13 protein-coding genes are annotated in these 14,512 nt (G+C 63.9%); 7 read left to right on the top strand and 6 right to left on the bottom strand.

Annotation, left to right across the window (positions count from 1 at the left end):
* Positions 1 to 3: 3 nt before the first annotated feature.
* The 3 genes from PMI42_RS17020 to PMI42_RS17010 all read right to left on the bottom strand — a co-directional run bounded on the left by PMI42_RS17020 (position 4) and on the right by PMI42_RS17010 (position 3,747).
* A complete protein-coding gene (locus tag PMI42_RS17020) occupies positions 4 to 1,482 on the bottom strand; it encodes a DUF6056 family protein (protein ID WP_008136234.1) in 1,479 nt (492 codons plus the stop codon).
* A 102-nt stretch (positions 1,483 to 1,584) separates the two neighbouring features.
* Positions 1,585 to 2,334: a glycosyltransferase family 2 protein gene (locus PMI42_RS17015; protein WP_008136232.1), complete on the bottom strand. Its 750-nt coding sequence runs from the start codon at positions 2,332 to 2,334 to the stop codon at positions 1,585 to 1,587.
* A gap of 12 nt (positions 2,335 to 2,346) precedes the next feature.
* Positions 2,347 to 3,747: a capsular polysaccharide export protein, LipB/KpsS family gene (locus PMI42_RS17010; RefSeq protein WP_035965926.1), complete on the bottom strand. Its 1,401-nt coding sequence runs from the start codon at positions 3,745 to 3,747 to the stop codon at positions 2,347 to 2,349.
* Positions 3,748 to 3,924: 177 nt separating this feature from the next.
* Between PMI42_RS17010 and pseG the strand changes: the two genes are divergently transcribed.
* The 6 genes from pseG to PMI42_RS16980 all read left to right on the top strand — a co-directional run bounded on the left by pseG (position 3,925) and on the right by PMI42_RS16980 (position 10,079).
* Positions 3,925 to 5,031 carry a UDP-2,4-diacetamido-2,4,6-trideoxy-beta-L-altropyranose hydrolase gene (gene pseG, locus PMI42_RS17005; protein WP_035965963.1) on the top strand — a complete coding sequence of 369 codons (1,107 nt, stop codon included), beginning with the start codon at positions 3,925 to 3,927 and terminating at the stop codon, positions 5,029 to 5,031.
* Positions 5,032 to 5,170: 139 nt separating this feature from the next.
* Positions 5,171 to 5,881, top strand: a complete 711-nt coding sequence (locus PMI42_RS17000; RefSeq protein WP_008136227.1) for a formyl transferase — start codon at positions 5,171 to 5,173, stop codon at positions 5,879 to 5,881.
* Positions 5,878 to 6,546: a PIG-L deacetylase family protein gene (locus tag PMI42_RS16995; RefSeq protein WP_008136225.1), complete on the top strand. Its 669-nt coding sequence runs from the start codon at positions 5,878 to 5,880 to the stop codon at positions 6,544 to 6,546. Before PMI42_RS17000 ends, PMI42_RS16995 begins: the two co-directional genes overlap by 4 nt.
* A 90-nt stretch (positions 6,547 to 6,636) precedes the next feature.
* A complete protein-coding gene (gene pseI, locus PMI42_RS16990) occupies positions 6,637 to 7,749 on the top strand; it encodes a pseudaminic acid synthase (protein ID WP_008136223.1) in 1,113 nt (370 codons plus the stop codon).
* Positions 7,742 to 9,187, top strand: a complete 1,446-nt coding sequence (locus PMI42_RS16985) for a surface carbohydrate biosynthesis protein (protein WP_008136221.1) — start codon at positions 7,742 to 7,744, stop codon at positions 9,185 to 9,187. Before pseI ends, PMI42_RS16985 begins: the two co-directional genes overlap by 8 nt.
* Positions 9,188 to 9,206: 19 nt before the next feature.
* Entirely contained in the window at positions 9,207 to 10,079 is an 873-nt protein-coding gene (locus tag PMI42_RS16980) for a class I SAM-dependent methyltransferase (RefSeq protein WP_008136219.1), read from the top strand.
* Between the two features lie 44 nt (positions 10,080 to 10,123).
* On the opposite strand, the gene PMI42_RS16975 is transcribed toward PMI42_RS16980, so the two are convergent.
* Genes PMI42_RS16975 through PMI42_RS16965 form a run of 3 tightly spaced genes read right to left on the bottom strand, consistent with a single transcriptional unit; the run spans position 10,124 to position 12,492 of the window.
* The gene (locus PMI42_RS16975; RefSeq protein ID WP_008136218.1) at positions 10,124 to 11,068 is read right to left on the bottom strand and encodes an ATP-grasp domain-containing protein; all 945 of its coding nucleotides are present in this window, start codon (positions 11,066 to 11,068) and stop codon (positions 10,124 to 10,126) included.
* A gap of 9 nt (positions 11,069 to 11,077) precedes the next feature.
* The gene (locus PMI42_RS16970) at positions 11,078 to 11,800 is read right to left on the bottom strand and encodes a metallophosphoesterase family protein (protein WP_008136216.1); all 723 of its coding nucleotides are present in this window, start codon (positions 11,798 to 11,800) and stop codon (positions 11,078 to 11,080) included.
* Complete coding sequence (locus tag PMI42_RS16965) at positions 11,797 to 12,492, bottom strand: SDR family NAD(P)-dependent oxidoreductase (protein ID WP_008136215.1); 696 nt, start codon at positions 12,490 to 12,492, stop codon at positions 11,797 to 11,799. The genes PMI42_RS16970 and PMI42_RS16965 overlap by 4 nt, the downstream gene beginning before the upstream one ends.
* Positions 12,493 to 12,911: 419 nt before the next feature.
* Here PMI42_RS16965 and PMI42_RS16960 point away from each other — a divergent pair, with 419 nt between their 5' ends.
* A complete protein-coding gene (locus PMI42_RS16960) occupies positions 12,912 to 14,420 on the top strand; it encodes a lipopolysaccharide biosynthesis protein (RefSeq protein ID WP_008136214.1) in 1,509 nt (502 codons plus the stop codon).
* The last annotated feature ends 92 nt before the right edge of the window (positions 14,421 to 14,512 follow it).

Here is a 14,512-nt window from a genome sequence, read left to right as displayed (position 1 = left end):
TGGTCAGCGTGACGCGTCGGCGGCGTGGATGGCGGATTTGCGATAGTATCTGGCAATGCAGTCGTTCGGCAATCTGTCGGCATTGGCCGTCACGTCGGAGGTCATCAGCAGGGACGGTGTCCATTTGTGCCTGGGCACGGCGACCACCGGCTCCGGGCTCGTCGTCAGGAGGATGTGCCGTGCGACGCTTTCCTGCCAGTAGGGGTGGAGGTCCTGCCACTGCTTGCGCAGCAGCGAGGCGGTCGAACTGAGGCCGAGCGCGGCGATCATGAGCAGTCCAAGGCCTGTCGGCAGCGCGACCGGACCGAACAAGCCGCGATAGAGGCTTGCCGAGAGTCGCTGGCGCAACGGCGTGCGGTAAGCGCGAACCAACAGCCTGACACTCAGCATCAGTCCGAACAGCAGCAGGATCAGCGCCTCGTTCTGCGCTCTCTCGACGAGCCGGAATCCGGTGGCATATTGATGTGCAAAATATTCGAAGTAGCAGCAGGCGAGGCAGACGGCGATGATGCCAAGCGCGAGCATCTTGCCGCTCGCGGGTGGCGACCTCGCCGGCTCGGGCTCGACCAGGGTGACGGCGCCCGCGGCGATCAGCGAGACGACGATGGCCGGTTCGCGGAAAAATCGACCGAGCCCGATCAGCGAATCGCGGAAGCCATTGAGCACCGATGGCAGGAAATGCCCGGCATTCGGCAATTGCTCCATGCGCGTGCTGTTGCCGCTGGCCGATACCACGACGACGAAGCCGATGGCGATGGCGGCGGCGATCAGGCTGTGCTGCGCGATCTGGCGCGGCTGACCGAACAAATGACGCGCGAGCACGGATGCGGCGAGGATCAGCAGCAGCCAGAAGCTGGTGAACTCGTTGCACATCGCGGCAACGAGCCCACCCAGCGCCATGCCGATGGTGAGCGGCCGTGAAAATTCCGTATCGGTGTCGAGCGCCCGGATGCACTCGCCAAGGATCAGGATGGTGATGAGGGCAGGGGGGACGTAGCAGGTCAGGCCCGCCAGCCAATAGAGCAGCTCGCGCAGGCTCGGCGCGGCGCTGACCACGGTGCTCGCAAACGCCAGGGCGAGGAAGATCAATTGCGGCGCGCCGGCGCGAGGCCATGCACGGACGATCGCGACAGCCGACCCGAGCAGGAATAGGCCGGCGCTCGCGGCCAGCGTCAGCGAATAGGCCGACAGCAGGCTGACATTCATGGCTGCCGAGATCGCCGGCGGAAGCTGGCTCAGGAACAGGGGCACGACGCGTCCCGACAGCGAATGGTAGACGATCGAAATAGTCTGGACGAAGCCGTGACGCGCGTACAGATCCGCAAAGCAGAAGTCGTCATGCTCGGGCGCGCTGAGCCATGTCAACGCAAACAGGCCGAGCAGGAAAATTGCGGGAAGCAGACTGCACAGAGCCCAGGCAAGGCCGGCTCTGCGCTGGGCGAGGGGGCGTGCCGCCAATGGCACGACATCTTCATTGTACACGTAAAGCCCCCTTGGACGCGGCCAGAGTAGTGACAAGCGATCCGGGTCGCAATGTTGATTTCCGCTCTCCAGATGGCCGCCGCGCCGGAGCGGCGTGCGTCGCTAGAATTGCCGCCGCTTCAGCCACGCGCGCGCGGCCCAATGGCCGAAGCACCAGGCCGATTTGAGCAACGGCAGATGCTCGACGTTGCGGTAGATGTTCCAGACCCATTTGGCGGAGCGCATCGGGCGGCTGGAGACGGACGAGCCCCTGACACGGTAGCGCGCCAGATCCTCATTGAGGCCGTGGGCGACGTGGCCGCGCTTGAGGATGGAGAGCCACAGGCAGAAATCATCATAGCCCTCGTTGGTCATCGCGACGGGGCCCGAAATCTCGCGGTCGACCAGCGCCGTCAGTGTCGCGATCGACGTGTTCTTCAGCAGCTGATTGTAGCTGAGCTGCGCCGGCACCTCGATCAGTCGGCCCGACATGGTGTTGGCCTCGTCGATGCGGCGGAATGCGGTGTAGCTCAGCGCGGCGCGCTTCTCGCGGGCAAAGGCGAGCTGGCGTTCGAGCTTGGTCGGCAGCCACAGATCGTCGCTGTCGAGGAAGGCGAGATAGCGGCCCTGCGCCTGGTCGATCGAGGCCTGGCGCGCCAGCGCGGGGCCGCCGTTCTCAGCCATCCGGATCAGCTTGACGCGGGGATCGCGCGCGCCGATCTCTGCGATGATCGCGGGCGTGCGGTCCGTCGAGCAGTCGTCGGCGATGAGGAGCTCCCAGTCGCCGAACGTCTGGACCTGCACCGAATGGATGGTCTCCTCGATGAAGCGCTCGACGTTCCAGGACGGCATGATGATGGAGACGAGAGGCATCGCGTGATCCGTTCAGTGAGCGGCTGTGGGCTCGGCGAGCGCGGCCTGCAAGGAGGCCGTGAACGTGTCGAGCAGCCTGGGATCGCTGATATAGAGCTCGCCGGGAAACGAGCGCCGCCAAGCAGCTTCGAAATAGGGCGCGCCCCTGGCGGGATCGAACGGCCCTGCGTGCAGCGCCTCGCGCAGGCGCCTCGGCACGTCGGCAATACGGTCGGCCGAATAGACCAGTGGGCAGGTGCGATAGAACGCATCGCCCATCACCACGACCGGCTTGCCGAGCAGCAGGGCCTCGGCGCCCGATTTGCTGTTGACGGAGATGACGGCATCGGCCCGGCTGAGCACGGCGTAATTGTTGGTCTGCGGCGGCAGCAAGACCAAATTGTCGAAGCGGCGCGCCAGCTCGAACAGGCGGTCCGCCGAGATCGCGCCGATCTGGGCGGGGTGTTCCTTGACGACGAGGGTGTGCGAATCCGGGATCGTCCGCAGCAGGAAGTCGACGGTCGCAACCTGATCGAGATAATCGGGCGCGCGCAGCGTCAGCGCCATGTCGGCGGGCACGTGGAAGGGATAGTAGACGAAGGGCGTCTCGGGGATCGGGCGATAGAGCTTGCGCAGCCGCGCCGCGTTGACGGCCATGATCGCGTGCACCCGCGCGTGCCGCAGATTGTGCCCGAACTCCTGGTGCTTGCCGAGCGCGAACTGGTCCCACAGCTTTTCGGCGAGGCGGTGCGCGTTGCGCAAGTTCACCACCTTCTTGAAGGCCGCGGAATAATGATGCGCGTCCTTCTTCGGGATCACGATCGCGCGCTGGTTCAGCGTCGCATCGAGATAGGACTTTACGTCGGCCGAGACGTCATCGGCGGGCTTTGCCATCATCTCGGGCGCGCCAAAACTGTCGGGCGTGAAATACATCCGTCCGCGGAAGAACGACGGCTCGATGAACCAATTGCGGATGCCGCGCCGCCTGGCGGCGTAGAAGCTCGTGATCACCGAGAGGAAGCCGCCGAGCTCCTGCACCAGCTCGGCGCGCCTGCCCTGGCTCTCCAGCCGATCGAGCAGCGCCTCCATGGCATTGGTGTAGATCATGAAGCGGCGGCGCAGCGCGGCGGTGTCGCGGATGCCGAAGGTGAAGCGCTCGTGGCTGAACAGGAAATTGGAGCCGTCGAGCCCGTAAGCTGCGATGCGCGTGTCAAAGGCCGACCGGTCGTCGGGCGACGCACCGGTCTTGAGACCCTCGCGGTACATGTTCGTGACCGGGACCCCTGCGGCCGCCGACATCTCGGCGCTGCGATCGTCGAAGGCGAGCAGTTCGACCGCATATCCCGCCGCGCGCAGCCGCTGCGCCACCGGAATCCAGAATCGGGTCTGGTATTCGGCCAGCGTCGTGATCAGAAGGGTTTTTTCGGGCGACATGTGGGGCAGGGTTGCTCGGTTGCGGTTTCCGCATATAGAAGCCTGCATGATAGCTCAAGGGTGGATTGAGCCCGGTTCCACCAGCGAATTGTGGTAGGAGACGGCCCTGTCGGCTCAAGCATGGCGAAATGCGCCAGGCCCGCCGGGCGCAAAACAGAGGAATACTGGCTCAAATCGATGAACAGGCAGGTCGTCTTTCGCGTCGACGCTTCGGTCGAGATGGGGCTTGGTCACCTCACGCGGTGCCTGACGCTCGCCGACGCACTCGCGGGCCGCGGGATCAGATCGTGCTTCCTGATGCGCAGCCATGCGGCGCGGCTTGTAGATATGGTGGAAGGCGCGGGGCACGCGGTGCGGCTTCTGGCCGACCCGGCCCTGCCGTCTCCGGAGACCGGCGATGATGCCCTTGCGCATGCGCATTGGCTGCCGACAACACGGCAACATGATGCCGAACAGACGTGCAGCGCGCTGATCGCGATCGGTGCGGCTGAATGGCTGATTGTCGATCACTACGGGCTCGACATCAGATGGGAGCGCGCCTGCCGGCGCGAGGGCCTGCGTATCCTCGTCATCGATGACCTCGCCGATCGCGACCATGATTGCGAGATGCTGCTCGACCAGAATCTCGTGGCACACATGGAGACGCGTTATCATGATCGCGTCCCGGCGACCTGCGTGCAATTACTTGGGCCAAGCTATGCGCTGCTGCGACCGGAATTCGCGACGCAGCGCGCGCTCCTTGGGCCGCGCAGCGGCAAGATCGGCCGCATCCTGGTCTGCCTTGGCGGTTCCGATCCGACCAACGAAACCGCGAAAGCATTGACGGCGATTGCGAGCCTTGCGATGCCGCAGCTTGCCGTGGATGTCGTCATCGGCACGACCAATCCAAACGCGGCGTCGGTCGAGGCGCTCTGCCGGCAGATGCCGAACGTCGCGCTGCATCGCGGCGCAAACAATGTTGCCGAATTGATGAGACAGGCCGATCTTTCGATCGGGGCGGGTGGCGTGATGAGCCTGGAACGGTGCTGCCTGAGCTTGCCCGTGGTCGCCGTCGACATCGCGGCCAACCAGGTGCCGTCGCTGACAATGCTCGCGCGGCTCGGTGCCCTCATTCACCTGGGTTCCGCCGCCGCCGTGACGGTGCAGGACATTGCCGCGGGGATCGCAAGCCTTGGGGCGGACGCGAGCCTCATGCGGAAGCTCGGCGACGTTGCGGGCGAGCTCGTCGACGGCGAAGGCCGTGAGCGCGTATGTGCCGCGATGGACGCTCTGCCGGCGCTCTGAGAAGGGGACATTCAGGATCGATGGGGGGCCGTCCGTCCTATACTTTCGCAGCGGAATATCGTAAGCGTGGCGTCGCGAGCCCGACGCCCAGAGAGCCCGGCTCCGCGCCGAGATCCTGGAAAATTGCAGCGGTGATGCCTTGCCAACCGAAGCCCTGTCGACCGAAGCATTGCCGACCTATTGCGTAGCGACCGTCCGGCCCTGGAATATCGCCGAATTCGAGAACACGATACGGCAGTTTCCGGGAAACTGGCACCTCGTTACCGGGAAGGATCAGCTCACGCCCGATTATCTTCGGCGGATCAATCCGAGAGCGATTTTCTTCCCGCACTGGAATTGGATGGTCCCTGAAGAGATCACGACGGCCTACGAATGCGTGGCGTTTCACGCGGCGCCTCTTCCGTTCGGAAAGGGCGGCAGCCCGGTCCAGAATTTGATCGAGCGCGGATTTGAAGCGACCAAGCTGACAGCCTTCAGGATGGTGGCGGGATTCGACCATGGTGACATCTATCTGCAGCGCGATCTTTCGCTCTCGGGACCGGCTCACGAGATATTTCTGCGGGCATCGAAGCTCGCTTCGTCGATGATCGGCGAGATGATTGCGAACTGGCCGACGCCGATGCCGCAGGTCGGAGAGGCCGTGACGTTCAAGCGCCGCAAGCCCGAGCAATCGCGGCTCGAAGGCGAGTTCGATCTGAAGAAGATCTACGATCACATCCGCATGCTCGACGCGCCCGAATATCCGAAGGCGTTCGTCGAACTCGGAGACATCAGGATCGAATTCGCTGACGCCGAGCTGCATGATGGCGAGGTGCGCGCCACAGCCATTTTCAGAAAGATTCAGCCGTGACCGAGCGTGTTCTGGTTGTCGCCGCACATCCCGACGACGAGGCTCTCGGCTGCGGCGGCACGATGGCGCGTCATGCCGCTGCCGGCGACGGCGTCGACGTGGTGTTCATGGCCGATGGCGTGTTTTCGCGGACGACGGCTGACCTCGATGCCCGTCGCGGTTCGGCCCGCAAGGCTTGCGCGATCCTCGGCGCCAGCGTGCCAACCTTCTTCGAGTTTCCGGACCAGAAACTCGAGACCGTCGGCTTTCTGGAGATCGTGCAGGCGATCGAGCCAATCATCGCCCGGATCCAGCCGACGGTGATCTACACGCACCACGGCGGCGACCTCAATCTCGACCACCGAATCGTTCACCAAGCCGTCATGACGGCGCTACGTCCGATGCCGGCCAGCACCTATCGGGCGATCTACGCGTTCGAGGTGGCGTCCTCGACGGAATGGGCCAGTTCCGCAATCGGCGAGGCGTTTCGCCCCGACCATTTCGTCGGCATCAACGCCACGATTGAGCGCAAATTCGAGGCGCTGCAGGCCTATGCGCAGGAAATGCGTGATTTCCCTCATGCGAGGTCTTATGAGGCGCTGCGGGCGCTCGCCGTCGTGCGGGGGGCGGGCGTCGGCCTTCCGTCGGCGGAGGCATTTGTTACACTGCGAAGCATAGTCCGGTGACCCCGCCGGCCCGGCGGCAAGAGCTTGCCTTCGGCGGTTTGAGCTGGCGAGTGGACGGCCTTCCGGTCGGCGGACGACGAGGAGCAATCGATGAGTGACACGATCAAGATCGCGGGCCGGGCGATTGGACAGGCTCACCAGCCGTTCATCATCGCGGAGATGTCCGGAAACCACAACCAGTCGCTGGACAGGGCGCTCGCGATCGTCGATGCGGCGGCAAAGGCGGGCGCACATGCGCTCAAACTCCAGACCTACACCGCCGACACCATGACGCTCAATCTTGCGAGCGACGAGTTCGTGATCGACGATCCGAACAGTCTGTGGACCGGGCGCGCGTTGCACAATCTTTACCAGGAGGCCTATACGCCCTGGGAGTGGCATGCCCCGATCTTCGAACGGGCGCGTTCGCACGGCATGATTGCGTTCTCGACGCCGTTTGACGCCACCGCCGTCGACTTCCTCGAGAGCCTGAACGTTCCCGCTTATAAGGTCGCCTCGTTCGAGAACACCGACCTGCCGCTCATTCGCAAGGTCGCCGCGACCGGCAAGCCGATGATCATCTCGACCGGCATGGCGAGCGCGGCCGAGATCGACGAGGCGGTTCGCGCGGCGAGGGGGGGCGGCTGCGAGCAGCTCGTGCTGCTCAAATGCACCAGCACCTATCCGTCCTCGCCGTCGGACACCAATCTCTTGACGATACCCCACATGCGGGCGCTGTTCGGTTGCCAGGTGGGGCTGTCGGACCACACCTTCGGCATCGGCGCTTCGGTCGCGAGTGTCGCGCTCGGTGCAAGCGTGATCGAGAAGCACTTCACGCTTGCCCGCGCCGATGGCGGCGTGGACTCGACGTTCTCGATGGAGCCGGACGAGATGGCCGCGCTCGTGGTCGAGACGGAGCGGGCCTGGCAGGCGCTTGGCAGGGTGCAGTACGAGCTGACCGAGAAGGAGCGCAAGTCGCTGACCTTCCGCCGTTCGCTCTATGTGACGGAGGATCTCGCCGCCGGCGACGTGCTGAGCGAGAAGAACCTGCGCATCATCCGGCCCGGCCTCGGGCTGCCGCCGAAATATTTCGACACCCTGATCGGCAAGCGCGTCGGCCGGGCTGTTCGCCGCGGTACGCCAATGAGCTGGGACCTTCTGACACAAGCCAGCGACGCGGTTGCGGAGCCACGACCGGCCGCGTCGAGGAATGCCCGTGCCTGACCAGCCGCATGTCTGTCTGATCGTCGACAATCCGCTGCGCGACCTCGAGGGTCTCGTCCTGCTCGGGCGGGAACTCGCGACGCGCGGCGTGAAGGTCACCCTCGTTCCCATGTACGAACAGGGATTCGACGTTCTGGCGCTGCAGCCCGATCTCGTGCTGGTGAATTATACGCGACCGAACAATGCCGACCTGATCAAGCGCTACAAGCGGGCAGGCATCCTGGTCGGCGTGCTGGATACCGAAGGCATCGGCGGCAACAATGCCGACGAATTCGCCAGGCTGGTCAAGAACGCGGGCTCTCCCGATCTGCTCGACCTCTATTGTGTCTGGGGCCAGGCGCAACGCGCTGCCTTCCTCAAGCACGGGACGGTGCCTGCGCATATCCTGCATGCGACCGGCTGTCCGCGCTACGATTTTTGCGCGGGGCCGTGGCGCGCGGCTCTGCCCAAGCCGTCGGTTCGCGCGGGCTATGTGCTCCTCAACACGAATTTCCCGAGCGTCAATCCGCGGTTTTCGAGGGGCCCGGACGACGAGATCGAGACCATCGTCAACGCCGGCTTTGCCAGAGACTATGCAAATCAGGTGATTGTCGAAGCGAGGCACGCCTATCAATCGACGCTCCAGATGTCGATGAAGCTGGCCCAGCATTTCCCCGACGTGCATTTCGTGCTGCGTCCGCATCCGTTCGAAAACATCAAGTCCTACGACGCATTGGCCGCCTATCCGAATTTCGAGGTGCGACAGGAAGGCACGTCGATCGAATGGATCAATGGGGCGCGGCTGCTGATTCACCAGAACTGCTCGACGGCCATTGAAGCCACGATGCTGAATGTCGAGCCCCTGAGCATGGAGTGGTTCAATACGCCGGCCTTGCGTGTTCAGGCCGCGGCACAAGTCAGCCGGCCGGTCGCATCGGAAGCCGATCTAATCGCGCTGGTAGAGCAGGGCGTGGGGACGCATTTGCCCTCGGTCGCCGAGGAAACCGCGCAATTCCGCCGCCAGATCCTCAGCGATCTTTTCACGGCCATCGACGGCAAGAGCTCGATCCGCGTCGCCGATGTCATCCTCGAGACCATCGCGGCGGCGCATGGCAAGGTGCGTTGCGGCACTTTGCCGCGGCCCTCGCTCCGCGGCCGTGCGGTTGCCATGGCCCGGACGGCGCTTGGCTACAGGGCGGGCTCGGCCCTGCGTCGCCGATTTGGTTCGGCGGAGATTGAGGGGCGCCGCTTTGCCAAGACCTTCGCGGCGGACATGGTTGGTGCCGCGCTCGGCAGGATAGATGCTGCGTCGGTGGATGGCCGGCGGTTTTCAGTCCGCAAGGTTGTCGGCGATACGCGCCGGATGGCCAGGGCAGTGAGCGGCGCCAGCCTGCAATTGACGGAAGCGAGCCGACCCCGAGAGCAGCATGTTGCGGCTTCACAACCTCATGTCACTTGATCTCACTCACGGATAGAAAATGCAGAAATATCGATGCGTCCCTTCCGTGTATGGTCACTCGGCCGAGCCGATGCCGACGGTCGAGGAGATCGAGAAGCACTATCGCGAGTCCTATTACCAGGACCCGACCGGGCAATACAGCAAGTCGTACGATCGGGTGGAGCTTGACTATTTCGAGGATCGGGCGAACGTCGCGCTCGATTTCGCAGCGCTACATGGCGTGGCCAAGGGACATGCGATTGATCTCGGATGCGGGGAGGGGTTCTTCCTGAAGGCGGCACAGAACCGCGGCTTCAACGTCTTCGGCGTGGATCACTCGCTGGTCGGCATCGAGCGGCAGAACCGCGATCTGATCGACAGCCATCCCGGTCGCTTCCTGGCCGGCGACATCGGATCCACGCGTCATTTCGAAGGCGTCGCGTTCGATCTGGTCTACTGCAAGAACGTCATCGAGCACGTCATCGATCCCGATGCCATCATGGCGCGCATCGCGTCGTACCTGGCACCCGGTGGGCTCGCGATTATCGAGGTTCCGAACGATTTCTCGGAGCTCCATTCGGCCGTATTCGGCGACGCCAGCAAGGAAGAGCTGTCCATCTTCATACCGCCCGTGCACCTGCATTACTTCACGACGAAAACGCTCCCCGAGCTCGGCAGGCGCAACGGCTTTTCCGTCCTTGACTGCTTCGGCGACTACCCCATCGACCATCTTTTGATGGAAGATGCCTTCAACTACTACAAGGATAAGAAGCTCGGCTCTTCGGCGCATTCGTTGCGGCGAAAGTTCTTCCGTTATGCGCGTGGCATTGACCTTGATGCCAGGATCGGCTTGTTCAGGTCGATCTTCATGGCGGGACTGGGCAGAGATATCTGCATCGTGGTGCGACGATGAAGCGGCGGTCGCGATCCGTGGGGTGGTTCCGCGGGTCGTGAATGTCAGCCGATGACGACTTCATCGGCGTAGCGATACATCCGTATGCCAGGAGAGGGCGCGCGATAGGGGCCGATGGGCAGCCCTCGCGTCTCCTGCAACGACCAGATGAAGTCATGAAAGCCCAGCGTGTGCCGGAACCGCACCGTGCTCGAAAAACGCGGATTGATCTCGAACACCTTCGGGCCGTCGGCGGTTAGCCGCAGCTGCACGTTGATCGAGCCGTTGAGGTCAAGCGCGTCGGCTATTCCATGCAGCAGCGCGCTGAAGGGGGCGTCGTCGACAACCACGGCTGCGCTGGTGGCCGAGTCCTGCAGGCGCCGGCGAAGGGAGATCATGCGTGTTTCACCGGTACGGGCGCGGTACAGGCCGCACGTGTACTCCTGATCTTCGGGTAGCAACAATTGCTGCCACAGATCGTCGGCGCGCATCAGCGTCGCGAATTTGACTTCCTCGTCCGTGGTGACCAGCCGCAGATCCTTGCCACCCTGGCCGCGCCGGCGCTTGAGGATGCATGGCAAGTCCAGCGGCGGTGCCTCTCCGACGATGCGGGTCCAGGGCACCCCGAGCTTGTGCGCCGCAAGCCGGCTGTAGGTGGCATATTTGTCGAGACCGGTTTCGACGGCGAGCCGGTTTGCGGTGATGACAGGCACACCCGCGAACGTGTCCAGGTGCCCCGCGTCAAGCAGCACGGTGATTTCCGCTTCCGACATCGGGACGATTACGTCGACGCCGTGCGCCCTAACGATCCGTTCGAGCGCTTCGAGGTATGCGCCGTCGTTGGCGCGGGGGGCCAGTTCGCACACGTCAAAGAAGACGGACCCCGGGTGATCGGCATGGATGTCACAGCCGATCAGGCGGCGGGCTGCGCCGGCTTCTCGCGCAATGCGGGCCAGCGCCAGCGCGATATCGCCACCGCATCCCGTTATCAGCATCGTCTCGTAGATCATTATGCAGTCTCAGGCTGTTTGGGCGGCCATGGGGTTGCCCCGTTCGAGCACGTCCGCGAGATAGGGCAGGTGCCCGTCGCGTCGCCGCGCTTCTTTGACGAGGGCGCGTGTATCATAGGGGGTTCGCTCCAGCACCACGACACGCGTGTCGGTGTCGATACGGCACCAGCACGCAAATCCGCCGCGGTCACGCGCCTGACCCACCGAGCCTGGATTGAGCAGCAGAGGGCGCTCGCCGGCGGCAAGCATGGGATAGTGCGTGTGGCCCATCAGCACGAGATCCGTCCCGGCCACCCGGCAAGCTGCCAGCGTGGCCGCCTTCGCATCGGGATAGACATACTCATCGGGATCGCGCGGCGAGCCATGGCACAGTTCCAGCGCCATTCCGCCGAGCTGGATGCTTGTCCGGTCGGGCAGGCCGATCAGCCAATCGATGTCCTGCGGTTCAAGCGTCGTCGCGGCCACGTCCAGCGCGCTGCCATACCGTTCGCGATAGGTCTGCATGGCGTCATCATTCTTGAGAGCGTCGGCGAGCATCCGCTCATGGTTGCCCCGGATCGCGACGAAGGGCCACTCCCTCAATTGTTCAAGCACGTCGCGGGCGGCATAGTAGTAGCCGATGAGATCGCCGAGCACGACCAGTTGCTCGACGCCTCTCTTGCGCGCCTCGACGAGGGCGGCGCGCAGAGCCCCGGCATTGCCATGGATGTCCGCGAGCACGGCGATCTTCATAGCAGGCCGGCTCGCGTGAGGATCTCGCGGGCAACGTCGCGAGGATGTCGAAGTTTTGCCTCGCTCTCGAAGCTCGCAAACATTTGCCGGACCGGCAAAGCCTGATCGTCGGCGCTGCGCAGCGTCGTTTGCATGTCGGTGTCAAGGACGCCCGGATCGATATGCTCGATGGCGATGTCGGGTCGCTCCGTGCCCAGGCAATCGAGGATCATCGCGGCTGCGGCCTTGCTGGCGCAATAGGCGGCAAGTCCCGGCAGCGGGCGGCGCGCCGCGCCGGTGCTGATGTTGAGAATGCGCATCCGTGTCTTTTGCGCGCCGGCCGCCGCGAGGAGCTTGCGTGCGAGAATCGCCGGGGCCAGTGCATTGATCGCGAACGCCGCGGCAAGCGACGCGCCATCGATGGTGCCGAGCGTGCCGATGGGCTCGACCACGCCGGCATTGCTGATCAGGACTACCTCATCGGCGGCCCGAGGCAACGCGCCGGCGAGGTCGATCTGCTCGAGGCTCTCCAACACGGAAAAATCGGCAGCTAGGAAGGTGCAGGCGCTGTTGGCTACGGCAGCAGCGTGGCGCGGATCGAGGCGCCGGCCTAACGCGATCGGTCTTGCACCGGCCTCAACGAGGAGATCGAGCAGCTCAAAGCCGAGCCCGCGTGAGGCTCCGGTGATGATGATCGCGCGCTGTTGCTCCATGCGGACCCTTTCGCACATACCCCTGTATTCTGTCGACAAGAGCCGCGGGCGACCGTTTTGGCTTAGGCCCCAGGAGCCAACCCGTCATTGAGCCTCTCCATATACGGTATTTAGATACCTAGATTGAGCTTGCGAGATCGGCCGAGGAACCGAAATTCGATAACGGCCTCACAATGATACGAATTGGAGAAAGCGCGATCATCGCCTGCCTATCTCCGGCAATGATGTTAAGAGGCGAATGCCATCGGGCTATGCTAGCTACCCGTTGCGAATAACTTGCTGGCGAGGCGAACTGATCCGTGCCTTGGAAATCCCTGCATAACCACGTCATGTCCGCCGTTCCCGACCGCGTGGCCGATGCCTCGGGCTGTCTTGCCGTCGGCGGCGCGAGCCTACTGCTGACCGAGGCGGACTGATCCGTGCTTCGCAGATTCCTGCACAACACCGCGATCTCCGCCGTGGCCTTCGGCCTTGCCGGCGTGCTCGGGCTGTTTTCCGTTGGCCTGATCGCAAAATTCTATGGTCTTTCGGTGCTCGGGCTGATTGCGCTGGCGCGCGCCTTCCTGCCGAGCGGCTTTCTGTCCCTGATCGATTTCGGCGTATCCGAGACCACGACCCAGATGGTCGCCCGCGGCCGGCTCGGCGATTGGGCGTCGGCGAGCGAGAGAGTCTCGTTCCTGACCATGGTGGCTGTCGTCACCGGTCTGGTGTCGAGCGTCGTGCTGTGGTTCGCGGCGCCCGCGCTGACCGGGATCTTCAAGGTCGCGCCGGAGGACGTGTCGGCCTTCGTCTCGATCCTGAAGGTCACTGCGCTGATCACGCCGCTCGCCTTCGTCGGCCTGGTGATGGAGGGCGCGCTGAAGGGGTTCGAGGAATATGGCTGGCTGCGCATGACCGAGGTTGGAGGCAACCTGCTCTATGTCGCAGCGATCTATCTTGCGGTCTGGAGCAATCGCTCCTTCGAATGGATCGCCTACGCCTATCTCGCCACCGTGGTCGTCAAATATCTCGTGCTCGCGCTCATCGTTGCGCTTGCGGCACGCCGCACCAGGCTCCGCTTCAGCTCATGGAGCCCGGAGACGCGCCATGACCTCGTGTATCGGGGCTGGCTGATGTTCAATGCCCGCATCGGCGGCGTGTTGCAGCAGACCATCATTCCGCTCGCGATCGGCGCGCTTTACGGCCCCGCCCAGGTCGGCGCCTACGATCTCCTGATGCGGCTGCCGCGTTTCATGAAAGCGGTGCTGAGCCCGCTGTTCTCCGCGATCCTGCCGGTCTCGGCGCATATCGACGAGAAGACCGACGTTCGGCGTTTGCAGCTGCTCGGCCGCAACAGCTTCGTGCTGCCGGCCGCGATGGTGATTCCGATCGTGGTGCTGATGGCGCTGTACTCGGAAGAGATCCTGAAGGTGTGGGTTGGGCCCGAGAGTGCCGGGCAATGGCCATGGCTGGCGCTCGCGCTGGTCGTGCCCGCCGCCAACGTCATGGTCAGCGCAGGCCAGACCACGCTGATGGTGCGAGAGGACTTCATGCGCTTCAGCAACCGCTTCCTGTATTCGCAAGTGCTGGTGCAATATGTCGTCACCGCGATCGCGATCCGCTGGTTCCAGGATCGCGCCTTCATCCTCGGCTGGGTAGTGTCCTATATCGTGCTCACGCCGGTCCTGATGCATCGCATGCTGAGGTTCATGAGTCTGCCGCGGAGGCTGTTCTGGCAACATGCCGCCAGGCAGGCGCTGGTGGCTGCGATCCTCGCGGCGATGGTGATTGCCTACAAGACCTATGTGACGCCGCAGACGCTGCTCGCGCTGATCGTCGCCGGTGCGACGGGGTGCGTTGCCGCGTGGGCGCTGAGCGTCATGCTGATTCTGACCCGCAGGGATCGCGAGATGTTCGGCAAGGTCGCCCGCACGATGACCCATCGTTAGACGCATTCTACCGCCTGCCGTCGTCCAGTTCCCGGCACACACTCTGCGGTTGCTCGCTATAGGGGGATTTGCTAATCCGAGCCGCGCGATCG

The organism is Bradyrhizobium sp. YR681 (assembly GCF_000282615.1).
Classification (GTDB): domain Bacteria; phylum Pseudomonadota; class Alphaproteobacteria; order Rhizobiales; family Xanthobacteraceae; genus Bradyrhizobium.
The sequence above is the reverse complement of the archived record's forward strand: the minus strand, read 5'-3'. Positions and strand labels throughout refer to the sequence as shown.